Annotated in this window: 19 protein-coding genes; 6 read left to right on the top strand and 13 right to left on the bottom strand. The window is 42.1% G+C overall.

The window, feature by feature from the left end; all coding sequences use genetic code 11:
- Window positions 1-228 precede the first annotated feature (228 nt).
- The 7 genes from cas2 to H140_RS0111200 form a co-directional block, all read right to left on the bottom strand.
- Window positions 229-519, bottom strand: coding sequence for a CRISPR-associated endonuclease Cas2 (gene cas2, locus H140_RS0111170; RefSeq protein ID WP_019673743.1), 291 nt, complete (start codon window positions 517-519; stop codon window positions 229-231).
- A 139-nt stretch (window positions 520-658) separates the two neighbouring features.
- A complete protein-coding gene (gene cas1c, locus H140_RS0111175; RefSeq protein WP_019673744.1) occupies window positions 659-1,690 on the bottom strand; it encodes a type I-C CRISPR-associated endonuclease Cas1c in 1,032 nt (343 codons plus the stop codon).
- A 41-nt stretch (window positions 1,691-1,731) separates the two neighbouring features.
- Entirely contained in the window at window positions 1,732-2,370 is a 639-nt protein-coding gene (gene cas4, locus H140_RS0111180; RefSeq protein ID WP_019673745.1) for a CRISPR-associated protein Cas4, read from the bottom strand.
- 5 nt (window positions 2,371-2,375) lie between these two features.
- On the bottom strand, window positions 2,376-3,260 hold the full coding sequence (gene cas7c, locus H140_RS0111185) for a type I-C CRISPR-associated protein Cas7/Csd2 (RefSeq protein ID WP_019673746.1): 885 nt from the start codon (window positions 3,258-3,260) through the stop codon (window positions 2,376-2,378).
- Window positions 3,261-3,286: 26 nt separating this feature from the next.
- Window positions 3,287-5,314, bottom strand: coding sequence for a type I-C CRISPR-associated protein Cas8c/Csd1 (gene cas8c, locus H140_RS0111190; RefSeq protein ID WP_019673747.1), 2,028 nt, complete (start codon window positions 5,312-5,314; stop codon window positions 3,287-3,289).
- Window positions 5,311-6,045, bottom strand: a complete 735-nt coding sequence (cas5c, locus tag H140_RS0111195; RefSeq protein ID WP_019673748.1) for a type I-C CRISPR-associated protein Cas5c — start codon at window positions 6,043-6,045, stop codon at window positions 5,311-5,313. The genes cas8c and cas5c overlap by 4 nt, the downstream gene beginning before the upstream one ends.
- Before the next feature lie 47 nt (window positions 6,046-6,092).
- Window positions 6,093-8,711, bottom strand: a complete 2,619-nt coding sequence (locus H140_RS0111200; RefSeq protein ID WP_019673749.1) for a CRISPR-associated helicase/endonuclease Cas3 — start codon at window positions 8,709-8,711, stop codon at window positions 6,093-6,095.
- Window positions 8,712-8,998: 287 nt separating this feature from the next.
- Here H140_RS0111200 and H140_RS0111205 point away from each other — a divergent pair, with 287 nt between their 5' ends.
- Window positions 8,999-10,177 carry a YjgN family protein gene (locus H140_RS0111205; protein WP_156819173.1) on the top strand — a complete coding sequence of 393 codons (1,179 nt, stop codon included), beginning with the start codon at window positions 8,999-9,001 and terminating at the stop codon, window positions 10,175-10,177.
- Between the two features lie 37 nt (window positions 10,178-10,214).
- On the top strand, window positions 10,215-11,384 hold the full coding sequence (locus H140_RS0111210) for a M48 family metallopeptidase (RefSeq protein ID WP_019673751.1): 1,170 nt from the start codon (window positions 10,215-10,217) through the stop codon (window positions 11,382-11,384).
- Window positions 11,385-11,511: 127 nt separating this feature from the next.
- Here H140_RS0111210 and H140_RS0111215 read toward each other — a convergent pair whose 3' ends face one another.
- The 6 genes from H140_RS0111215 to H140_RS0111240 form a co-directional block, all read right to left on the bottom strand.
- Window positions 11,512-13,245, bottom strand: a complete 1,734-nt coding sequence (locus tag H140_RS0111215) for a BCCT family transporter (RefSeq protein WP_019673752.1) — start codon at window positions 13,243-13,245, stop codon at window positions 11,512-11,514.
- A 254-nt stretch (window positions 13,246-13,499) separates the two neighbouring features.
- The gene (locus H140_RS0111220; protein WP_019673753.1) at window positions 13,500-14,990 is read right to left on the bottom strand and encodes an aldehyde dehydrogenase; all 1,491 of its coding nucleotides are present in this window, start codon (window positions 14,988-14,990) and stop codon (window positions 13,500-13,502) included.
- A gap of 55 nt (window positions 14,991-15,045) precedes the next feature.
- Entirely contained in the window at window positions 15,046-16,098 is a 1,053-nt protein-coding gene (locus H140_RS0111225) for an LLM class flavin-dependent oxidoreductase (protein WP_019673754.1), read from the bottom strand.
- A gap of 195 nt (window positions 16,099-16,293) precedes the next feature.
- On the bottom strand, window positions 16,294-17,259 hold the full coding sequence (locus H140_RS0111230) for a flavin reductase (protein ID WP_019673755.1): 966 nt from the start codon (window positions 17,257-17,259) through the stop codon (window positions 16,294-16,296).
- A gap of 105 nt (window positions 17,260-17,364) precedes the next feature.
- Entirely contained in the window at window positions 17,365-18,300 is a 936-nt protein-coding gene (locus tag H140_RS14555) for an alpha/beta fold hydrolase (RefSeq protein WP_019673756.1), read from the bottom strand.
- Window positions 18,301-18,309: 9 nt separating this feature from the next.
- A complete protein-coding gene (locus H140_RS0111240; RefSeq protein WP_019673757.1) occupies window positions 18,310-18,933 on the bottom strand; it encodes an amino acid synthesis family protein in 624 nt (207 codons plus the stop codon).
- Between the two features lie 270 nt (window positions 18,934-19,203).
- Between H140_RS0111240 and H140_RS14560 the strand changes: the two genes are divergently transcribed.
- From H140_RS14560 to H140_RS0111260, 4 genes are all read left to right on the top strand, one after another.
- Entirely contained in the window at window positions 19,204-19,881 is a 678-nt protein-coding gene (locus tag H140_RS14560) for a GntR family transcriptional regulator (protein ID WP_019673758.1), read from the top strand.
- 53 nt (window positions 19,882-19,934) lie between these two features.
- Entirely contained in the window at window positions 19,935-20,315 is a 381-nt protein-coding gene (locus H140_RS0111250) for a carboxymuconolactone decarboxylase family protein (protein WP_019673759.1), read from the top strand.
- 268 nt (window positions 20,316-20,583) lie between these two features.
- Window positions 20,584-21,813: an aromatic ring-hydroxylating oxygenase subunit alpha gene (locus H140_RS0111255; protein WP_019673760.1), complete on the top strand. Its 1,230-nt coding sequence runs from the start codon at window positions 20,584-20,586 to the stop codon at window positions 21,811-21,813.
- Between the two features lies 1 nt (window position 21,814).
- Window positions 21,815-23,239 (top strand): aldehyde dehydrogenase family protein, encoded by a 1,425-nt coding sequence (locus H140_RS0111260; protein ID WP_019673761.1) that lies wholly within the window; start codon window positions 21,815-21,817, stop codon window positions 23,237-23,239.
- The last annotated feature ends 121 nt before the right edge of the window (window positions 23,240-23,360 follow it).

Raw genomic sequence — 23,360 nt, forward strand, 5'->3', positions numbered from 1 at the left:
TTACAGATAAGGTTGAAAAAAATCCCTTAAATTTGCGAGTCTCTATTATAAGGCAGATTTGGCAAATAGTTTATTTACCAAACTGTTAAAGTTAAAAAATAAAGTTAATAAAATCAAGTTGTTAAATAGTTTGCGAATCGATTGCGAATATCCTAGGGATTTTATGTACGCTATAGGTTCGCAGTGGCCTTATAACAGCCACTAGTATACTAAAAACTTAGGGAAAGTTTAAAACAACAGCACATCATTTAAGTCTAACACAGGTTTTGCACCGATATGTTCTACTCTGCGTTGCCAGTTTTTGCCAAGGTAATAATAGCGCAGACTGTCTGTTTTTGGGTCGATAATCTTCTCAAGCGTTGCTTTAAGAGTTGTCCATTGGGCAGGGTTCACTTCTATTTCAAACACAGAGTATTGTACACGTTGTCCATAATTAAGACAGTTTTTGGCGATATGTCTTAACCTTTTGGCACCACCTGCATCTGCCGTACTAATATCGTAGGTCACAAGTACCATCATAACTTTTTCTCTATATCTTTTTTTTACTATTATTTTATTAGTTGTCACATAGCAAACGATTTGCAATAAATCATGGCGATATTTAGTAGGCTGACTCAGCGTTCTAAATATTGATTATATAACTGGATTGTGAAAGTTTTTATTTCCATAAAAAAGGAATATAAGTATCTATGTCACCGCGGATATGGCGAGCCATTATTATTGCTTGTAGATGAGGAAGTAGTCCAAAAGGCACACTTTCTTCAAACCATTCATGATAAATGGGTTGCTGTTTGCGCTCATGCCATGCCTTTAAAAATACTTGCCGTGCGTCATCTTTTAGTCTGACCGCACCATTTTCTTCTTGTTTAAAATCTGTGGTTGCCAGTTGTTTTTTATTAATTAAAGACAGTACAAACCGATCTAACATTGGACGAAACTCTTCAATCAGATCAAGCGCAAGAGAGGGTCGTCCAGGGCGCAATTGATGAAAAAATCCACAAGCAGGATCAAGTCCTACCGTTTCTAATGCACTTCGGCATTCGTGTGTCATTAGGGTATAGGTAAAGGAGAGTAGGGCGTTGACTTCATCGGTAGGAGGGTTGCGAGTGCGCGTTACAAAGCGGAAGTCATCTTGACGAATAAAGTGTGGAAATACAAAAAAATAATAGCTGGCCATTTCACCTTCACGGCCTAGAAGGTCAGCTAGATTTTCGGTAGCAACAATATGAGCAAGTCCATGACGTAAGCGTGTTTGTGCCAGCTCAAGCTGTTTTGTGACAGAGACAGGTAAGCTTGATTTATAATCACGTAGATAACGGCGTATCACTTGGCGTTGGTTATGTACTTTACCCAATACGATGCTATGGCAAATGGTTTGTGTGCGTATGGGGTCATCACTGATGCGATATTGCTCACGGCGGAGTAAGACATTGCCACTGACGGCGCCCTCGATGCGGGCTTGAAATTTGCCATATCGATTGAGGTGAGTGATAGTAATGCCGTTCTCGGTGCAATGTGCCATAAGAGCAGGGGATATGGATACCTGTCCAAAGCAGACGATTGAGTTTAGCTTATGAATAGGTACACGTCCTTTAACTTCGTAGTCGATATTCATGACTATATTCTCGCTTTGCTTATTCAGCCAAGCGCCTTGGGATTGCACAAATAAGGTATTTTTAAGGGGTCGCATCTGCTGTCCTTTGGGTAGCGCTAAGGCGTGTCCCTAATCATTTAGTCATTTGAGTTGTCTGTTAAACTTTGAGTGATGTATTGGTTGAGCCAAGCTTTGGCGTTTTTGTTAAAGATTTTGGGGTGACAACTATCTTTTAGCGAACAGTTACGGCACTTACTGGTGCTATAACTGGGTTTAGGTGTGTGCCCTGTTTCGATAATATGAAGGCAGTCGTTAATGGCATCTAATGTGAGCTGACGTAATTCGTCATCAAAGGTGACGGTATGGCGTCTACGCGTTTTGCCATAAAATAGGGCGCCTTCAGGAACCTGACAATTGTGCATGTCCTCTAAGCATAAGGCTTGAGCGCATAATTGTACTTCATCTGCTCGGTGTGATTTTGGTCGCCCACGTTTGTATTCGATTGGATAGGGGATCTGGATACCCTTATCGCTTGTGTGATATTCGACCACATCGGCGACACCTTCAAGTCCAAGTGTTTTGTGACCAAGGGGCAAGGTACGCACTGTCTTAATGGCACCACGTGTGTCATGACCACCACTGTTGACTTTTTCGTGCATGACTTGCCCTTCGGCAGTAAAGATATTTTCTTCCCAAGCACACTCAAGCTCTATCAGCGCAAATTGACGCGGACAAAATAGATAGTGCTGTAAGCGTGATAGGTAGAGGGTTTGCATGTGAATTAAAACCCTTCAATAATCTCAGGCTCTAAACCATCCAAAGCTTTCTTTAAAGCTTCTTCATCAAAGTTACCTTCATTATCTAATAACTCTTTTAAACTACGATGCACTTTAGCGGATGAATACTGACCTGACTTACTACCATGTTGCCACCAGATAACTTTTTTGACTTGCATACTGCCTTCAGGGCGAGCGGATGACGCATCGCCTTCAAATAGTTTTGGTAAAATGGCTTTTAGCTTTTGTGCGTCTTCATCACTAAAGCCCGTGCGCTCGGCCAATTGCGGGGTGATTGCGCCATAAGTCACATAGATACCCTTATCGACACGGTGTTTCATGCCCATAGTATCACTGCCTTTTTTGGTACCATCACCTTCACCACTGACGCTTTTAGTAATTTGAGTACTGGTGATATCAACAGGTTCTAAACTAAACGCAGATTGAATGGTAACAGGGCCACGAATGGGGATGGATACGCCATCTGCACCTTTGGTATCTGCTTTAAAAGCGAATACTTGACCAAAAGCACGCACATCAAACCATTTATCACAGGCTTTTTGAGCAGTTTCATCGCGTTTAGCTTCGATATTCTCTTTTTTATTGGCTTCAAAGGCATTTTTTCCTAAACCGACTTCTTCATCGTAGGCTCGGTTTTTAAGGCTGGTAATACCGTCTGTCTTTTTTTCATCAGACTGAACAAAGATATCTTCACCTGACTCTTGCAAACGATCACGAATTTTGCGCTTAAGACAAACATCCGTAATTTCGCCATTACCGGCAAAATCAGTACGTGGACGGTTGCCGTTTAAAGGGTCGCCATTTGGGTTGGCGTTGTTAACTTCAATGATTAAAGCAAAGTCGATTTTATTGTTGATTGGCGTTGTCATATGGATTCCTTATTTATAATAGTAAGTTAATCAAAGATTAATTCTTCATCAGTTAGGTCCCCGATAGAAACCTCACCTGTGTCGTCTTTATTTTCTTTTAATACCCATTTACCTTTTACTAGTTTATGTTCTCGTAGCCACTTTGATTGTAGATCATAACCCAGTAAAAAATCGGGGTCTAAGCGATCGTCTTTAGTGAACTCTTCATTATTTGTTAGCAATGCTTCTATATCTTGAATCAGTCGCATATATGCCGATTCTAACGGAGGTACTCGACTGATTAAACGCTTTTGATACGGTGGTAGAGACTCAGTACGTATCATCATCCATACTTGGCTGGGCTTTTGTGTAAAGCGCTGCATATACTTAAAGGCATTAGTAGGACGTCGTGGTTCACGAGCAAGCTGTAACGCTAACTCTTCTATATGGTTCGCCACAGCAAGTAGTCGACCAAATAAATAACTTCGATTGGTATTATTGTTGTCTAAATTCACACTAACACTCCGTTTTTGGTTACGATGTAAAAAGCCTCGATAAATAGCACAGAATATGGTGATATCTTCGTGCCATAGTTTAACTTTAGTAAAATGTTTTACACTGCTATCACCAGCACGGTCGTGATAGGGATTAATGGCTTTTTGATAGCAACTATTGATGATATCTATTGGGAAAGGACTTGCGTCGACAATGCAGGGTAGTAAGCGCTGATACAGTAGACGCCTTTGTTTTTTAACTGAGTCTGTCGATTTACGACCATATAGAACTAGTGATAACTTATACAGACTGGGTGATAGCACAATATAGTGAATGCCCTCATCTATTTTAAAAGGCATGTACCAGCTAAACTGTGTATGCCAGTCAATCAGGTTGTTATAATAATCTTTAGGGCTGGTCTGCCGGTAATAGGTAATTGCCGCCCTTCCAGTTGTTGAGGCGGCCAACGAAATAACCGATAACTGCTTAATATCTGCATCGTCTAATTTTTTGAAATAACCGTATAGATAGTTGCGGAAGATTTGTCCTTGATGTAGCCCTAAATTTTGACTGATATCTTTAAAAATATTCTCGTTGTTATCTTTCTTTTGGTTGTCTAATTGAGTTAGGTCAAAAGTTCCTAACTCTTCTACTGGATTAATAATAGGCTGAACGACTTTTTTATCTGTAGCTGCCCATGCAACGATACCTAATCCATCATTATTATAACCTTGTCGCTTTAACAGCCACTCAAGTGCTGCATGTGCTTTGTCAGAGTATAACTCGCTGATGTTTGCTGCTTGAAGAACATCCCCCTTTCCATCATCAGTAAACTTTCCTCGGAAAGTATAATTTGTTGCATCATTAGATGAAATTAGTTTCGCACCATGCTCACCATTTAAGAAACCTTTAGAATGAGTTGTCGTTACTTTTAATGTTTCACCAGTTGCATAACACAAAGCCATTGTGCCTTCTAAGGCTTCACAAACTTTTTGCCAACTTTTAAAAAGATCTTCATTATGAGGTGACCATGACTCAATTAATGGGCTGCCATCACTTGGTTGAATTCTCCAAAGGGTAATATATTTTGGTTTAATAAGGATATTATTATTGTCGAAAATATCAGATACATGGCTGTTTGGATGATTTTTTAAATCATGTAGTAGTGTTTCTTTTTTAACGTAATGAAGAACTGCTTTAGGCAAGATCGACTTATTATCAAGTTCTACCCAATTAGAAAGTAAGTTGACATATGCATCAAATGCTAGTTTGTTGGATTTCCCACCATATTTCTCATAATCTCCTGCTATGTACTTAAATTCATCACAAAGAGGGTGTGCAGCTATGCCACTTGTACGAGATGAGGACTTTATAGTAACAGGTATAATTCTTGCTTCAGAAGTCGGCTTATTATCTACAGTAATATATTCTGCCGATATAAACTCACCACTTTCATTTAAAGTGATAATAATTTCTGATTTTTTATAGATATGGTAGTATGGACGTAAGGCGACATCATTAGTTAAATCCGTACTCTGAGCCTGTTCATAGGTATCATATAGATGTTGTAACCAACTCATATTGCCTCCTGCGTTTGATTTACGTTTTGTATATTACTATCAAGTTCAAACGTTTTGGCAGTCATCTTACGTATAAACTGATTAGGCAGTCCATTGATTGCATCTTGTTCTAAGTCATCAGAGGGTTTGATAAACTCAATGACGCCATGCTTCATTGTGGGTTGCCATAGCCTTGCGTGCAACTCATCGATACCTGTTTCATCAGGATAAGCAAAGCTATGAAACATAGTGCCATAACTTAACTCATCTAACTCATCATAAGCACCGACTCCACTACCAAACTCGCATGGCTCAACATAGCCTTGACACTCTCTTGTACCCAGAAAAATATCTTGACGCCCTCCTTTTTCAAGCATACGCTGGGCAATACTATAGTGCTTACCATCAATACGATCAGCTTCTAGCTCTGGGCGGTGCATATTCCATTCAAAATGGGCTTGGACTTGGTAAGCCACATCATGTAAATAAGTATAATAAGCCAAATCATTGCCATCACTATGATATTTAATGGGCTTAACCCCTTTGGTTTGGGTACGAATGGGGTTGATAACTCGAACCTTGTCGATATACCAGATCAATGTGGGTTTCCAATATATACTTTTACATACGCCTTTTAGAGCTTCGTATGTGGGTAAGTGATAGCTGGTTTTTTCACCACCGATTCGTGTAATCGGGTCAGTAAATAAGGCATTGCGCCCTGTTAATAAAAATTCAATACTGTTTTTAGCCATATTATATCCTTAATTTTTTTTATTGCCATCATAGACTTTGAAGGTGTTTAAAGAATACTGCACTCTGATGTACTATTACCTTCAGTATTCAAACCAAACTCTTCATCGTAATAAGACTCCAATGGTAGTACATAGATTCCTGTATCTAAGATCTCCTTGCGGACTTGACGAATAGCCTCCCAGTCTTTTGAAAAAACGTTTACGGTATATTGTTGTGTCTTTTTTAGTATTTTATAGAAGTCAGCATCAACAAAGCTCTTATTTAGTAAGTCAGTTATTAACTCTTTTCCACCAGCATACGGTACGATAATGGATTGAGTAGGTGCATCAATAGCTTTAAATGCCTGACCTGCTTCCATAAAAGAGTGTGATAGTAGTGGTGATAATGCCTTAGTGTCACGTACTCGATTTAAGGCGCTTGGATTTGATTCATTGTCACTAAGCCAGTTTAGAATACTGTAGCTACTACGTCCATCTTTAGTGGGCTTACCGCTTTCATCGGTTGGATAACTCATAAAACGCATGATGTCTTCATGCTGTGTAAAATATGAGAAGTACTGTGTCATATAGTCAGGGTGTAATAGACTTTTCTTTGTTGGATTGTTTTTTAGTTGGTTAAGAATAAGCTGGGTGCGTTCTTTACCAACTTTAATAGTTTGTAATGAACCTAGTGATTCTTTATCAGGATTGACTATATATACATTGCCTTTAATAGGCGTGTTCGATTGATCTACCATCTCACCATGCCGATTACATCTTCCTGCTGCTTGAGCGATACTGTCTAGTCCAGCTAAGAAACGTATGACTGTAGAAAATGAGATATCAACACCTGCTTCAATGAGCTGGGTTGAGATAACTAAGGTTGGTAGCTTGCTATCTAAGCGTTGGCGTATTTCATTTAAAAGAGTCTTACGATGTTTTGCACACTGTGCGGTACTTAAATGATAAATCTTAGCCTCTGATAGTTCATCCTTATTTTTTAATGTTAAATACAGGTTTTTTGCCCATATTTTAGTATTAACAATGACTAGAGTGCTTTTTGATATAAGAAACTTTTGACCAATAAACTCACTCATCTCTGCTAAGTTTTTACCTGATGCGGTTGTTTTATCATAAATATCAACCCGCTCTAAGGCATTAAACATCTCATGTAAATTACTTTTATTACCTGTTATTTCATAATTTTCTTTAAGGTTGAGACTGCCTTTATGACTTTGAGGGAGCTTATCAAGCACAGGCTGGGTTGCTGTACATAACACAGCAGTTGTGTTGGCATATTGGGTCAAAAAATTAATCGCATTACAAAATAAGTAATAACAATTAATAGGTAAGGTTTGTATCTCATCAAAGATAAGCACAGCTCGGCTAAGCTGATGTAGGCGTCTAACCCCTTTGGTGCCACCGCCAAAACAGCTTTCTAAAAATTGCACCATGGTCGTAAACACAACTGGTGCATTCCAGTTATCCATAATCAGTTTGCTTTGCCAAGTTTGCACATCAGGCTCAAGGTTAGAGTGTTGTTCTAAGACCCAGTCACCCACATAACTGCCGTTGGGCAACTTTTCTTCCAAAATATCTCGTACTTCTTGAGCATTTTGCTCAATGATACTGGTGAAAGGAATGATATAAACAATACGATCAAGGTTGTGGCGCTTAGCATGTTGTACCGCAAAACGTAGGCTGGCAAGTGTTTTACCACCGCCTGTTGGCACAGTAAGCGTATAAATCCCTTGTTCACCTTTCCCTGCGTCATAGCAAGTTTTAGCAATACGATTGCGTTGTTTGTTAATAGGGCTAATCGGCTTGCCTTTGGATTGACTGGCAAAGCTTTGATAGAGATCTTCGACCTTATCAATGGCCAATTGCCAATCAGGACGTTGATAGTCTAGTAAATGGCGTTGGCTTGGATTTTCAAAAGCGATGCTGTTGCTACGGTCTGCATCAATAAGACAGCTAAAAAGTAGTCGAGTATAAAAACCTAAGTTAAACTCTGCTATTTTTTTACTATCTAAATATTTGTCGTCATATGTTTGAACTAATCTAGGTACTTCTGATTTAAAAATATTAGTAATAAGGCTCAACGTAGTTGTCTTTATATCTAATTCCATAGAACTTATACATTCAAGTACGTGAGAAGATTTGTTTTCTTTTTGGAGTCGTTTTTGGAAAACTCTATTACCACTTTTATCTATGATATTAATTAAGCCACTATGATGAGAAAAAATGCATATAGATAATATTTGTCCTAATAAATACCATTGCTCAGGTTGTAAATGACTATTATTAGACTGAAGTTTTTGAATATAGCTGAAGAGAAATTGCCCACCAGCCGTAGAGTGATCTACTGAACCACGTTTGGGTTTACCTTTAGTTAAAATTTCAGCCTCTTCATCTGCATCTAGCCCTAAGTCTTTGTAATTATCATAGACAACGCTATTTCTTATATAGGTCTGAAATGCCTCACTGTATTTGCCTAAATCATGAACTAAACCAATCAACTCACCAGATAGGGGAAGGCCTATTTTGGTTGCTAGTTTTTTAGCTATCTGAGCTGTGCCAGTTAGGTGATCGTATAAAGGCTGAATAGCACCGTCCACTTGGCGTACATGGGCAATAAATTGCTGAGAGCTTTGTGCAAAGGTACTGTCTTTATCTAAATCCAACATAATCAACCATCATCCTTAATATAGACATCAATCTTACATACAGTTATTAATCAAACTATGAATTAAGCATACCTTGATATATAACAACGAACAAGAGGTTAATCTGTCATATGCGACAAAGATTGTCGTGTAATTTCTCAATAAAATGTATTTAAAAAATCCAAATAATATTAGATATCTTTAATCTGATAATCTATAATGCTTTTTTATAATTATTTAATATTTATACACCTAGAAGAATTAAAATTTAAAAATAAAATCAATGGAAATTTGGCTCTATGGACAGTATGAAACAAGTAAAATTTAACGGAAGCGGCGACGAGTATTTTAAAATTTGGATTGTTAATGTTTTATTGTCCATTGTCACTTTTGGTATTTATTACCCTTGGGCAAAAGTACGTACGCGCAGATACTTCTATGCCAATACTGAATATGCTGGTCGCTTCTTTGATTATCACGCCACAGGCAAGCAGTTATTTTTGGGTTATTTAATCGGTGTGGTGATCCTTATCGTTATTCAAGTTATCAGTTTTATTGTGCCTGCCGCCAGTATTATCTTACCCATTGTTTTATTTGCAGTGATACCTTGGATTGTCTGGCGAAGCTTACAGTTTAATATGCGTATGACCAGTTTTAGTAACGTACGCTTTGGCTTTATTGGACAGCTAAAAACTGCCTATTTTGTCTATATGCTCTTGCCTATATTAGGGTATCTGGCAGTAATAGGCTTGATAGTTATTGGCTTTGGTAGTATGACCGGATTTTCGGGAATATCGGGCAGTACAGACTTTAGCCCAATAGGAGTGCTGGTATTTATTTTGGCAAGTATCTTTGCGTTGGTTTTGTCAGTGTATATGGCTGGATTGTTTATCAAAAAATCTACCGAATACCAAATCGGACATACCAAGTTTGGTCAAGGTCGCTTTTTGATCGATGTCGATACCAAAACATTTGCTAAGATTGCTTTAAAAACAGGGCTGATTGCTATGGCGACAGTGGGGGTGTTTGTTCTGATTTTTGGTTTGATTTTTGGCTCTGTTGTTGCAGGCAGTATTGATGATCCAGAAAATGTGTTAGCTATGTTTGGTTTTATCTTTGGCTTTATGATTGCTTATTTTGGTTTTATCGCGGCATCATTATTTATCGCAGCTTATAGTTATAGCCGTCAACGCCAGTATATTTTTGCCAATACGACTTTAGATGAGCGTATTCACTTTAAGTCAACAGTGGCGGCAAAAAGCTATTTTGTGGTACTGATAACCAATATGTTGTTGGTGTTATTTAGTGCTGGTTTGGCGACACCTTGGGCTAAGGTGCGGGTGGCACAATATCTGGCAGACAACACTTGGATTGATGCTGATGATATGGATATCAATCAGTATTTGACTAATAAGCAAAATGAGCAGTCAGCGATAGGCGAAGAAATTGGTGATGTGTTAGATATTGATATCAATATTGCTATTTAGCCAATATAACCATCTGGCCAAAGTTGAGTAATCTATTATGCATATTATATCTGGTAAGTGGTATCCAAAAGACAGCTCGACTCAATATCAGGCGCAGCTTGAGGTAACTGGTGATAATTATCAGCTGCGTCTCGAGTCGGCTACATTTGAGCAAGCCAATACCCTAAGTGGTCAGTGGTCACAAGTGAGTATTAGTGATCGTCTTGGCAATACTGAGCGTAAACTAACCTTGGTAGATGGTTCATTATTTACCACGCCAGATAATGATAGCGTTGATCAGCTACTTAGGCAGGGTGGCAACAACCAGTTAAAGTGGAGTTTATGGTTGCATCAGCATGAAACAAAAATGAGTAGTGTGCTGACTATGTTGCTACTGACAATTGTTTGTGTGTTTGGTTTTGCTAAGTGGGGGTTGCCTTGGACCAGTCATTTGGTGGCGCACGCATTACCACAGCAAATGGGTGAGTTTATTGGCAAGCAGTCACTGGATTTTATAGATCAGTACTTTTTGCGGCCGACCAATATTAGTGAGGCGCAGCAGCAGCAGATTGTGTCACGTTTTAAAAGTCGCTTGCAGCCAGTCAGTGATAATCCAGATATTCATTATCAACTACATTTTCGAGATATGTCGGTAGCCGGCATTGGTATGCCTAATGCGTTTGCCTTGCCGTCTGGCGATATTATATTAACCGATAAGTTTGTTGAGTTAAGCGATGATGCAGATGAGATTGACAGCGTACTGCTACATGAGATGGGGCATGTTGAGAAGCGACATAGCCTTGAGATGCTGACTCAAAACTCATTGACCACCATGATTGTTATCTTGGTGTTGGGCAATCCAGATGGTATTAGTGAGCTGGCGACAGGTCTGGGCACAGCTTTGGTATCCAATCATTACTCACGCCAGTATGAGACCGAAGCGGATGAATATGCCTTTCAAAAGATGTTGCAGCTTGGTATAAACCCTCAAGCTTTTGTGAATATATTAACCCGTATGGAAGATTATGTGAGTCAAGAGGTAGAGGAGGCTGATAAGAGCAGATCAAATACAGAGCAAGAGATAAGAGTAGATACTGATACTGAGGTCGATATCAGTAGTACCCGTTTATCTGACTTTTTGTCCACCCATCCCAATACTGAGCGACGTATAGATATGGCCAAAAAATATAGTCAGTGCTTTGAGCAGGGGCTAAGGGTTTGTGATTAGTTGTTTGGCTATGGCTGTCTGTCAGTTAAGAAAACAACATACGCCAACTTGGTTGAGTTGAACACTTGCCACTGTACTCAATGACAAGACTCAACTTTCTTTAAACTAGAGATTTATTTTTTAAAGTTTATTCATCAGGTCGAGTTCTATCCCAAATCAAGCCTCGCAGCAAGCTAATCCCCATTAAGGTGGCAATTAACGAGAAGGGAATGGCGGCCACAATCATCGCTGAGGTAATGGCATCAAAACCACCAGCTAGTAACAGTGCCCCGATGAGTGCGGTTAAGATAAAAGCCCAAACTAAGATGTGTTTGTTGGCATTATCAACGCCGACTTCACCACCTGAGTTAATAGTGTTTACCACGATAATGGCTGAGTCACCAGAGGTTACCTGATAGGTTAACAGTAGCAATACAACCATCGCTGAGGCAAATTGAGCAATAGCAGGCGTTAATAAATAATTCAAAATCTCAAATAACTGTGCTGTTAAGCTAGCATTGAACAGATTGCCTTGGGCGACACCGCTTAGCTCTAAATCAATACCAGTTGAGCCAATGAGCGCAAACCATATAAATAGCATGAAACTTGGTGCAACTAGGGCAATCAAACCAAATTCACGTATGGTACGATATTTGGAAATACGTGCTAAGAACATGCCAACAAAAGGTGCAAATGCGATCCACCATGCCCAGTAGAAGACAGACCAGCTCGTCTGCCACACACCTAGATCTGTTTTGGGGTCCCATACTGATAGTGCCATTGCTGGTAAATGTATGACGTAATTAAATGTCCCTTTGAATAGCATCTCTAGAGCAAACATAGTTGCACCGAATATAACAAAGAAGGCTAGTAAGCTAAAAGAGAGTATCATATTCATATTACTTAGCCATTTTACCCCGCGTCCGACGCCGGATAAGGCTGAAGCGGTTGATAGCAACATAACAATAAATAAAGACAGCAATAGTGCGCCAGTGCTTGGCTCTGGATTGGCTACATTGGTTACCAACCAGCTAAAGCCAGTGATGCTATATAGACCAGAGACAAATGAGCTTAAACCTAAGCCAATGGTTTGTGACATACCAAAAATAGTGGCAACCACTGCACAAATATCAACCACATGACCAATAGGACCTTCTAACGTCTTGCCAAATAATGGTGCTAATGCAGAGCGCATGGTAAGTGGTAAGCCGCGTCGATAACTAAAATAAGCGAGACTAATACCAACTAAGCAATAAACAGCCCAAGCATGCAAGCCCCAATGTAAGAATGACCACTGATACGCCTTTTCAACTGCATCCATGGTATATGGCACGATTAAATTATCCATCGCTGGCAATACATTTGCAGTGACTTGCTCTTGATAGAATTCAAAGGCATCAGCGCCTTCAGGTAATACGATGTTGTTGCTATTAAGGGTGTTCATAATGGCATCTCTGGATTTGATAATATCCGGATTGTTTGCCATATGCCACATAGGTTCAGCAGCACTGTAAGTCAATACTCCGATGCCAATACCAGCACCGAAAATCATGGAAAACCATGAAAAAGTAGAAAACTCTGGCTTGCCATCAGGGTCAGGGCCGAGTTTGGTTTTACCAAAGGGAGGGTAGAGCACCACAATCAAACACACAACCACATAAAAAGCCGTGGTGTACATGTAGTAGCTGTTGAGGTGGGTAAACGACCAGTTTTTCATGGTCTGTAAGATAGCGCCCGAGCGTTCGATATCGCTCAAAATCCAAACTACCACCATCATGATGACAATTTTGGAGGCGACGGTGACAATTTTGCTAAAGTTACGATAAAATCCGTAATCTTCGGTTTTAATATCCAAATGCTTTATTCGTTTGCGTTTGGTCATGGTATTCATCCTTGAATAAAAGTTATGTTGAGTTACGCATGGGGTATCTTTTCCTTATATAGCGTTTGGGCGGCGTGTTTATTGGATATGCTAGATATCTAGTTTTGATGTCAACAAAATTTAAAAACACCAGTTACCTTTTTATACTAAAAACTTGTTGCCTTTTAATCAAACAAATTAAATTCTTTTTTTGATAGGTTTTTTCAATCATATGACAAAAGAATTAAGAAAGCTGCTGCAGGGACGTTAAACCACTAGCGCATCACAAATGGATTGGCCATGGGGGTTGATGAGATATCAATCCAAGTGGTCTTAGTGCGGGTGTAGGCCAGTATCGACTCACTGCCAGCTTCACGACCGTAGCCAGATTGATTGTAACCACCAAATGGTGCAATCGGTGAGATGGCTCGATAGGTATTAATCCAACAAATACCAGAGCGAATCTTTTGCGATATGCGATGGGCACGGGCTAAGTTTTGGGTAAAGACGCCAGAGCCTAGACCATAGTCGCTATCATTAGCCATAGCAATAGCTTCTTCTTCCGTATCAAAGGCAACCAGTGACATCACAGGACCAAACATTTCAACGGTTTGGGTTTCTATCTCAGTGTGTGGGCACTCAACTAAGGTTGGGCAAAAATAGTTGCCGCCAGCCAGAGTTTCATCTTGCGGTGGTTGACCGCCAAAGCGAATGGTTGCACCTTGAGCCACTGCTTTGCGTAAGGTGTCTTTAATGCGCTCAATTTGTGCCTGAGTACATAAAGGTCCGACATGGGTGTCAGGTTGCAGTGGGTCGCCAATGACAATCGATTTGGCTTTTTGCTCAATACGCTCAATAAGCGCTGGCAGGAGTGAGCGCTGTACAAAGCCACGTGAGCCAGCTACACAAGACTGTCCTGATGCGCCAAAGTTGCCGGCAATCAGTCCATTGGCAGCGCTTTCAAGGTCTGTATCGTCAAAGACAATAATTGGTGATTTGCCACCCAGCTCTAAGCTGGTAACAGCAAAGTTGTTGGCTGAGTTTCGAATGACGTGACGAGCGGCATCGGGCCCACCGGTAAAGGCAATCTTGTCGATATCAGGATGGCTGGTTAACGGAATGGCGCAGTTTCCAGCATCGCCAGTGATAATAGACACCACGCCTTTGGGAATGCCAGCTTGCTCAATCAGTTCGGCAAAGGCAAACATGGGGCAAGGCGCAATTTCAGAGGCTTTTAAGATGACGGTACAACCAGCCGCTAATGCAGGACCTAGCTTGGTTGCGGTTAAGAACATTTGGGCGTTCCAAGGTACGACGGCAGCCACCACACCGAGGGGCTCACGGCGGGTAAAGACGTGCATATTTGGCTTATCAATCGGCAGGGTGGCGCCCTCTAGTTTGTCGGCAAGCCCTGCAAAATAGCGGTAGTAGTCGCTGACATAACGGGTCTGGGCAACGGTTTCGTGCGCCAGTTTGCCACTATCCTTGGTTTCTATTTCGCCCAGTTTTTCTGCATTTTGTTCAATAAGTTCAGCCAAGCGATACAGCAGTTTGCCACGCTCGGTTGCTGTCAGCTGTGCCCATTGCGAATGGTGATCTAACGCAGCTTTGGCACCACTGACCGCACGTGCGACATCTTCGGCGCTGGCACAAGCAAAGGTTGCCCACACTTCACCGGTTGCTGGGTTGATGCTGTCCATGCGTTGCTGGCTGCTGCCGTCACACCATTCGCCATTAATATAAAGTTGGTAATGAGGTTTGCTCATGAGTTGTCTCCACCGTTGTTACGGTCGTTATTTTATTAGGGTGTTTTGAAATAGCCTAAGCAAAAGCTGGCATTACCTCATCGATAAAGCGGCGTAAAGAGTCACGTTTTTGCTCAAAGCTCATGCTGGAGTCAATCCAAAAAGCAAATTCGTCATAGCCAAGCTGCTCATAATGTTTGAGTTTACGGATGACCTGATCTGGGGTGCCAATCGGCATATTTTCACGCATTTTCTCTGGCGCATACATTTCCATTTTTGCCATTTCATCTTCGCTTAACGGCTGAATCTGTCCTTGCTGAATGGGACGCTCATTTTTAAACCAAGAGCCAAAGTAGCAGTAAAAACGACTGATACATTTGGCGGCTTCAACCAGATCAGCTTCGTCTTTGCCGACATAGGTATGTTGAAGCAGTAAGATTTTAGGATTGGTGTCGTTACCATTTTTATCTTTAGGGTGATTGGCTTTGGCATCTTGAAAGCGCTGCATTAAGCTTTCAATTTCTGCAATACCCATCCACAGCGGCGTGACTTGCACATTACAGCCATTTTCAACCGCAAAGTTATGACTGTTTGGATCACGGGCAGCAATCCACATTGGCACACCACCAGCTTGTAGAGGTTTAGGCGCTGAGGTGGTGGCGGGGAATTGAGAGTATTTGCCGTCATGGACGTAATCGCCTTGCCATAGTTTTTGCACAGCAGGTACCAGCTCTCGCATACGCCCGCCAGCTTCCATAGCATCCATGCCAGGCATCAAACGCTCATACTCAAAGTTATAAGCACCACGGGCGATGCCCAAATCTAGGCGACCTTGGGTTAAAATATCGGACATGGCGGCTTCACCGGCCAGCTTGATTGGATGCCAAAATGGGGCAATGATGGTGCCTGTGCCAAGGCGTACATTTTTTGTATGATGGGCCAGATCAACTAGGTTTAAAAAAGGATTGGGGGCGATGGTGAAATCCATGCCGTGATGTTCTCCGGTCCAAATGGCATGCATGCCACCGGTATCGGCCATTTTTGCCAGCTGTACAAATTCATCATGTAGCTGTTGGTAGCTTTGTGATTGATCAAGACGTTCCATGTGTAGAAATAATGAAAATTTCATAACCCACTCCTTAGGTATTGGTGATAGCTGTGTTAGCTCTTGCTTGTAACTTGTAACTTGTAACTTGTAACTTGTAATTTCTAATTTCTAATTAATATTCAGTACTGTGAAAAATTTGTTCTGTGGTTGTTTCTATATGCTATGTGCGGTTTACTATTGACTATTTTATTTTTGACCGAAGCTGTCTCGCTTGAATCAATGTACCTTGCCACTGTCATTGTGACCGACATACACCCCGTACATGCCGTTTTTACTTTCTGCGGCATAACGGATCATCATAGACGCCAGCGCAGGGGTGGTATAGGTTTGGGCGCTGAGCTGATCAAGGGCAACATAGTGAGTAAGGCTGCTTGAGTCTACTGGGTTATTAAGGTTATCCGTTGTGTTATTAAAGTTGCCTATGTCTTCTGAATCGGCAAATGCACGATAAAAGATATAGCTGTTGTTGTTTTTCGGATTGTCATAAATAGAGAATACCGCACCAAGCTTGGCATGTATCTTGTTATCTGCCAATAAGGCAGTGACCGCTTCAACCGCACTGGTGTTGTCATCAGTTAAAGTATAGGGCAGGCTGGATTTGCCATTTTCAGTGCATAACAGTACTTTGCCTTGATGCTCGATAATCACGCCAACATGGACTTGCTGTTGTTGAGCGCTCATCTCAGCGGCTTCTCGCTCAAGACCTAAGCTAAAATAACCGCCTGAAGCATAGCCTAATCCCAAGCCTTCACGAGTGGCAAAGTCAAGCACCTCACCGATTAGAATAATATGGTCGCCAGCATCAATATTGTTGTGGGTTTTACACGAAAAATGGGTTAATACCCCGTCTAACACTGGGTTGCCATGCTCATCAGTATGCCAGTCAACTTGGCTAAAGCGGTCTTCTTTTGAGCCAGCAAATATATTAGAGATGTGCTGCTGATCTTCACTTAAAATATTTACCGCAAAGCGCTCACAGTTAGCAAACACATCAAAGCTTGATAGAGATTTGGCAGGGCATACTGAAAGTAGTGCTGGCTCGAGTGACACAGAGGTAAACGAATTGGCAGTAAAGCCGATTGGGGTACCTTCTGCACTCATGGTGGTGATGACGGTAACGCCTGTCATATAGCTGCCAAAGGCGGCACGTAATGCTTTTGGGTCAAACTGCTTATTGGTCATAACAACCCCTTTTTTTGATACTGCGATTTTAAATTGTACGTTTCGTTATTTGTGTTGCTGCTTATTCTTGACTGTTTTTCAATACAGGTTTGTCTGTCACTTTGTTTAATCACAATTACCCTGACAACCAGCAATAAAGTTGGCCAAAGCCCGATTAACCGCATCGGCATGGGTCATTTGTGCCATATGGCGGGCATGAGGGATAATCACTGCCTTTGCGTGGGGCACAATATCGGCCATGGCTAATGACATCTGCGGGCTGGAATTGGCATCCTCTTCACCAGTGATGAATAAAGTAGGGATATCAATCTGTGCCAGATCCGCGGCATCAATACCACGCAAATGGGCAAACATTTGATAGGCTTTGGCATAGCCAAGATGGCTGCCAGTATCTAGCCAATGCCGGCATAGCTCAGCTTGAGTTTGATAGTTAGGCTCATTGGCAAACCAGCGTTGTATTGGAGAGTCTGACACATTTTGTTGTATGTCATTGAGCAGTGAATCAGCACGTTGTTGTACCTTTTGAGCAGCGGTTTCAGGACGCTGATAAATGGCATTAAGGGCAACCACGGCACATAGTTTATTAGGCGGGTTGTCCGAGTTAGAGTTGCTGTCAGTATTGACGCTAGCCGTGCTGCTGGATTTGACAAGCTTAGAATGTTGCTGATAACTGATTGCCGTTTGTAGTGCTGTCATCGCCCCTAAAGAGTGACCGATTAAAATAACGGGTTGATCTGTTACCGTGTCAATAAAATCAGTGAGCGCACTGGCAAAGTCGGTTAACTGCAAGTTAGCTTTATCTAAGCAAGGGCTTTCGCCGTGTCCGGGCATATCAACCGCATAGCAGCGGTAATGTGTGCTAAAAAAGTTAAGCTGTTGATACCAGCTTTCTGCACGCAGCCCAACCCCGTGAATAAACACTAAGGCAGGACGTTGGGCTAGGGGTTTAACCAGAGTATTAGGCTGAACTTTAGATTCAGCCTGAGTCGGTGAGGTGTCGTAATATGCCAATCCTTGGCAGATTTTGCGCGTCCATTTCATAAGAGTGCCTTATACCGATGCTGGGTTATCAAGATCATGACCAAGGTCTTTTAAGTCTTGATAGCGATCACCAATGCGATGATGCGGACGGCCACCGGTAGCGCCACCCAATACGATAACCACTTCATCATCACGTGGGGCATCGGCAATCGCAAATTGGATGGTCAAATAGTGCGAGCGGCGACCCACATCATCTTTGTCCATTAACGGCACCATGATTGGCGAGTTGGCAGCGCCACGGATGTTGGTAAAGGACAGATAGCTGCTGGCGGATAAGGCCTGGCGATAATGGTTGCCAAAGCGTAAGGTATGAATCAGGCCAGAGGCATGCTCAATCTCACCATCTAATCCGACCACAGCAGCTTTACCATAGGCTTGAATCTTATCCGCGCCGCCGGCAAGTGCCACTATCTTGCTGGTCAAAAGCTCACCAAGTATCGGGCCAAAGGCTTGAATTTCAAGCTTTAAATCTTCCACATAGCGTCCAGCCCAAGGGTTTTTAATCACAGCGGCTACTGCAAACATTCTTAGTGGGGTGTCTGTGGCTTTAAAGCCTTCTATAAAGGTTTCTTCTTCAAAGCTGACGATTTTTCTAATCTGTAGTTGTTGTGGCTCTATATTTGAATGTGACATAAGTACTATCCTTGTGGGGAGTGTCGTCGTTCCATCGACTTGATTGCTAATTGTGTGCCTGGCTAATTGTGTGTCTGGCAGTAACTGGTTGATAACGGTTAATTTTACATACCAGTTTGCTGGTTTATGACAGATTATTTTTTTGTATGATGGTATACCATAATACGATATTAAAATAATAGCTATCTTTTTTTTTAATCACGTTATATTCTTGAGCCATGAGTAGCGAATAATAAGAAGCTGACTGTTGCGCAGGAGATAATAAGCCAGATGCTAGAAAAAATTGAAAAACCAAAATCGTTAAAAGAGACCACGCTTGAACATTTACGCATGGCCATTATGATCGGCAAGCTTGCACCAGGAGAGCGCTTGGTCGAACGTACTTTGGGCGAGCAGTTGGGTGTGAGTCGTACTGTGATACGAGAATGTATTCGTCATTTAGAAAGCGAGCATTTGGTCACCTTGACCACAGCAGGCCCACAAGTGGCGGTGTTAGAAGAAGATGAGATTCGTCAGATTTATCAACTGCGTGCCATGCTTGAATGTGAAGCGGTGCGTCAATGTGCCGAGCAGGTAACGCCAGCAATCATTGCCCAATTACAAGATGAGCTACGCCAAATTCGTAAGCAATTAGCCGCCGGTGATGTGGCGCAAGCGATGCAAAAGGCGCGCCTATTTTATCAGTTGTTATTTTTTAATGCCGGTATGACGGTAGCGTGGGAGTTGAGCGATAAGTTAAATGGGCGTATCGGTCGGCTAAGATTTATGACGTTGTCAACGCCCGAGCGGGCGGAGAAGGGGCCGGATAATTTGCAACAGATTATCGATAAGATTGCTAAAGGTGATGCTAAGGCAGCGGTTAAAGCTTGTCAAAAACATATCAATCAAGCCTGCAAAATGAGCTTACAGATCAATCGTAGTGGCGCAGATTCTAATGAATCCGTTTAAACAAACACAAAACAGACCAAATGAATTGGTCAAATTAAGCATAAGGAAATGTCATGGATAAACAAAGATTTGAACTGGGATTAAGCAAACGCAGAGCCACTTTAGGCGCTGAGTATGTCGACAACAATTTACAGGCGGCTGATGACTTTAACCGTCCGTTTCAAGAAGCGATGACCGAATGGTGCTGGGGATTTGGTTGGGGTGATGAGGCCATTGATGTCAAAACCCGTTCTTTAATGAACCTGACCATGATAGCCGCCTTAGGTAAGATGCATGAATGGGAGCTGCATTTAAACGGTGCCATTACCAATGGTTGCTCGGTCGAAGAGATACGTGCAGCGATACATGCCATTGCCATTTATTGCGGTGTGCCACAAGGGGTTGAATGTTTTCGTATTGCTCGCAAAGTGCTGACCGAGCATGAATTGTTATGATAAAAGTTTATTTCTGATCTTAACAACTGTCTATCTTCACCACTGTCTAGGGCGTTGTGTTTATCACAATATCCTCCCGACCTGATAACAAGGTTAGGCATGACAACAATATTATGCATGATAAAAACTCATGCATAACCTGCAAAAAAGTCGTTTGTTAAATCATTCCCTGTCTAGCAAACTAAACAGAAAGTATGGACACAAACAACGGTCGTTAATTGCGAAGAGTAGTTAACGGCTCAAGCCACCAAGGACAGGGAAGCTACTTATGAACCAAGCTAATGCCAATGCCAATGCAAATATCAATCCAAATAAAAATGCAAACCTCATCTCATTAACACAAATTGAAAGTGTGTTACATCCCATCACGGAATCTAGTGGCATGCCAAACGAGGCTTATGTCAGCGAAGATTACTTTGCCTTTGAACGTGATCATATCCTAAGTAAAACTTGGGTGTGTATTGGTTTTGCCTCTGACTTAAAAACCAATGGCTATATTAAACCCGTCGACTTTATGGGCTTACCTCTGTTGATGATGCGCAATCGTCAAGGTGAAGTACAAGCCTTTCATAACGTGTGTAGCCATCGTGGGATGAAGCTGGTGCAACAAGAAGGTATCGTGCAAGGTTCTATCCGCTGTCCGTACCATTCTTGGAGCTATGACTTGGATGGTCGCTTAAAAGGTACGCCGCATATCGGCGGAGTAGGCAACCATAAAGATGAGCGTTTTAGATGTGAAGATCATGGTCTTAAAGCGTTACGTGCCAAGGTTTGGATGGATATGGTGTTTGTTAATCTTTCAGGCGATGCTGCGCCCTTTGAGACTCATATTGAGCCGCTATTACAACGCTGGAAGCCATTTTGGGGTGAAACTGGTCTAGATCAAATCCGCCATGTTGAGATGGGAGAAGAGCTGGAAATTGAAGTAAAAAGTAATTGGAAATTAGCAGTAGAAAACTACTGTGAAGCTTATCATTTACCTTGGGTACATCCTGCTTTAAATACCTATTCAAAGTTAGAAGATCATTACAACATCATGTTTGCCGATCACTTTGCTGGTCAAGGCAGTTATAAATACAACTTGTCGGACACTCAAGGCACCCATTTACCAAAATTTGAAGATTGGCCAGAAGATAAATTGCGCCATGCTGAGTATGTCGCCTTATTCCCTAATGTGTTGTTAGGCATTCAAGCCGATCATGTGTTTGCGATGATGATAGATCCCATTAGTGTGGAAAAAACGATTGAAAAACTGCGTTTATATTTTGTCGGAGATGGCTCTACAGAAGATAAGTATGCGGCCTGTCGCACAGCGACACTAGAGTCTTGGCGGGTGGTATTTGGTGAAGATATCAGCGCAGTTGAAGGCTTACAGAAAGGGCGGCATTCGCCAGGCTTTGGAGGTGGCGTGTTCTCACCAGAGATGGATTTACCGACTCACTTTTTTCAAACTTGGTTGGCAACACAAGCCAAGGCCGCATTAGTAGGAGATGCTTAAGATGCCACATTATCTAAATTATATTGATGACCAATGGTGTGATAGCGCCCGCCAGCTGCAGGTGATGAACCCAGCAACCGATGAGGTATATGCCACTATCGCACAAGCGGGCATTGAAGAGGCAGATTTGGCAATGGCCGCTGCCAGTCGATGTGTCAGTCAAGGTTTGTTATCTGATATCAGACCAGCGCAGCGGGTGACTTGGCTATTAAAAGCAGCCGAAGAGATTCGAAACATTGCAGATGAAGCGGCGCAAATATTGTGTTTAGAAAATGGCAAAAACTTAGCCACCGCGCGTGATGAATTTATCGAGTCAGCCCGTTATTTTGAATACTATGCTGGCATTGCCGATAAGCTTGAAGGTATTTCTGTGCCACTTGGCAAAAATTATATCGACTTTACCCAATATATTCCGATGGGAGTATCGGTGCAGATTATTCCTTGGAATTTTCCAGTCTCTATTTGCGCCCGTTCGTTAGCTCCTGCTTTGGCCGCTGGTAATGCGGTGGTGCTCAAGTCGCCTGAGATATCACCGCTTGCCATTACTCTACTTATTAAAGCCATTGCCAAAGCTGGCTTTCCGTCAGGATCAATTAACCTTTTGTGTGGCACAGGCTCAGAAGTGGGCAACCACTTGGTGACACATCCGAACACCAATCAGATAGTGTTTACCGGATCAGTTGTCACTGGGCAACAAATCTTAAAAGATGCTTCAGCACAGGCAACCCCTTGCGTGATGGAACTGGGCGGTAAGTCAGCAGCCATTGCGTTGGCAGATGTCAATATAAAGACTCTGCTTGCCAGCGTCAAAGTGGGCATTTTTTATAATGCCGGTCAGGTGTGTTCTGCCATGTCACGTTTGCTCATCCAGCGCAGTCGTTACGAGGAAGTAAAAGCTGCTGTGGTTGATTTGGCGCAAAGCTTAAGCATAGGTGATGGTCTCGAAGATGCCGACTTAACGCCTGTGGTCTCACGCCATCAGCAACAACAAATATTGCAAATAATAGATCAGGCACGCCAAGAGGGTGCAACGATCTTGACAGGCGGTGAAGCCATTGATAGAGCTGGATACTTTGTGGCACCGACCATCATTGAAGCCACGCATCAGATGGCCATTGCTCAACAAGAGGTATTTGGTCCAGTGTTGGTAATTATGCCTTTTGCTAAGGAAGATGAGGCGGTTGCCATGGCCAATGGTACCGACTTTGGCTTGGTCGCTGGCGTGTTCGGTGAAGGGTTAAGCCAAACGCTGCGCATTGCTAACCAATTAATTGCCGGACAGGTATTTGTCAATGAATGGTTTGCTGGTGGTGTGGAGACGCCGTTTGGTGGGGTGGGTATGTCTGGTTTTGGTCGTGAAAAAGGGCAGGAAGCCATTTATAGTTATGTGCAGACACGTAATATTGCGGTGCGTTTGACAGTATAGTGAGCGAACTACTAAAGGCAGTGCTTTGCTAAACCTACATTTGTAGTGTTTACGCTCAGTTGCCTTGCCACCCTTTTAGACCGCTTTGACCATATCAGGGTATAGCTAAGAAAGACATAAG

Source organism: Psychrobacter lutiphocae DSM 21542, from assembly GCF_000382145.1.
Classification (GTDB): domain Bacteria; phylum Pseudomonadota; class Gammaproteobacteria; order Pseudomonadales; family Moraxellaceae; genus Psychrobacter; species Psychrobacter lutiphocae.

Coding starts and splice junctions, on each gene's coding strand:
- cas2 (WP_019673743.1), bottom strand. CDS start 519: ATGATGGTACTTGTGACCTACGATATTAGTACGGCAGATGCAGGTGGT.
- cas1c (WP_019673744.1), bottom strand. CDS start 1,690: ATGCGACCCCTTAAAAATACCTTATTTGTGCAATCCCAAGGCGCTTGG.
- cas4 (WP_019673745.1), bottom strand. CDS start 2,370: ATGCAAACCCTCTACCTATCACGCTTACAGCACTATCTATTTTGTCCG.
- cas7c (WP_019673746.1), bottom strand. CDS start 3,260: ATGACAACGCCAATCAACAATAAAATCGACTTTGCTTTAATCATTGAA.
- cas8c (WP_019673747.1), bottom strand. CDS start 5,314: ATGAGTTGGTTACAACATCTATATGATACCTATGAACAGGCTCAGAGT.
- cas5c (WP_019673748.1), bottom strand. CDS start 6,045: ATGGCTAAAAACAGTATTGAATTTTTATTAACAGGGCGCAATGCCTTA.
- H140_RS0111200 (WP_019673749.1), bottom strand. CDS start 8,711: ATGTTGGATTTAGATAAAGACAGTACCTTTGCACAAAGCTCTCAGCAA.
- H140_RS0111205 (WP_156819173.1), top strand. CDS start 8,999: ATGAAACAAGTAAAATTTAACGGAAGCGGCGACGAGTATTTTAAAATT.
- H140_RS0111210 (WP_019673751.1), top strand. CDS start 10,215: ATGCATATTATATCTGGTAAGTGGTATCCAAAAGACAGCTCGACTCAA.
- H140_RS0111215 (WP_019673752.1), bottom strand. CDS start 13,245: ATGACCAAACGCAAACGAATAAAGCATTTGGATATTAAAACCGAAGAT.
- H140_RS0111220 (WP_019673753.1), bottom strand. CDS start 14,990: ATGAGCAAACCTCATTACCAACTTTATATTAATGGCGAATGGTGTGAC.
- H140_RS0111225 (WP_019673754.1), bottom strand. CDS start 16,098: ATGAAATTTTCATTATTTCTACACATGGAACGTCTTGATCAATCACAA.
- H140_RS0111230 (WP_019673755.1), bottom strand. CDS start 17,259: ATGACCAATAAGCAGTTTGACCCAAAAGCATTACGTGCCGCCTTTGGC.
- H140_RS14555 (WP_019673756.1), bottom strand. CDS start 18,300: ATGAAATGGACGCGCAAAATCTGCCAAGGATTGGCATATTACGACACC.
- H140_RS0111240 (WP_019673757.1), bottom strand. CDS start 18,933: ATGTCACATTCAAATATAGAGCCACAACAACTACAGATTAGAAAAATC.
- H140_RS14560 (WP_019673758.1), top strand. CDS start 19,204: ATGCTAGAAAAAATTGAAAAACCAAAATCGTTAAAAGAGACCACGCTT.
- H140_RS0111250 (WP_019673759.1), top strand. CDS start 19,935: ATGGATAAACAAAGATTTGAACTGGGATTAAGCAAACGCAGAGCCACT.
- H140_RS0111255 (WP_019673760.1), top strand. CDS start 20,584: ATGAACCAAGCTAATGCCAATGCCAATGCAAATATCAATCCAAATAAA.
- H140_RS0111260 (WP_019673761.1), top strand. CDS start 21,815: ATGCCACATTATCTAAATTATATTGATGACCAATGGTGTGATAGCGCC.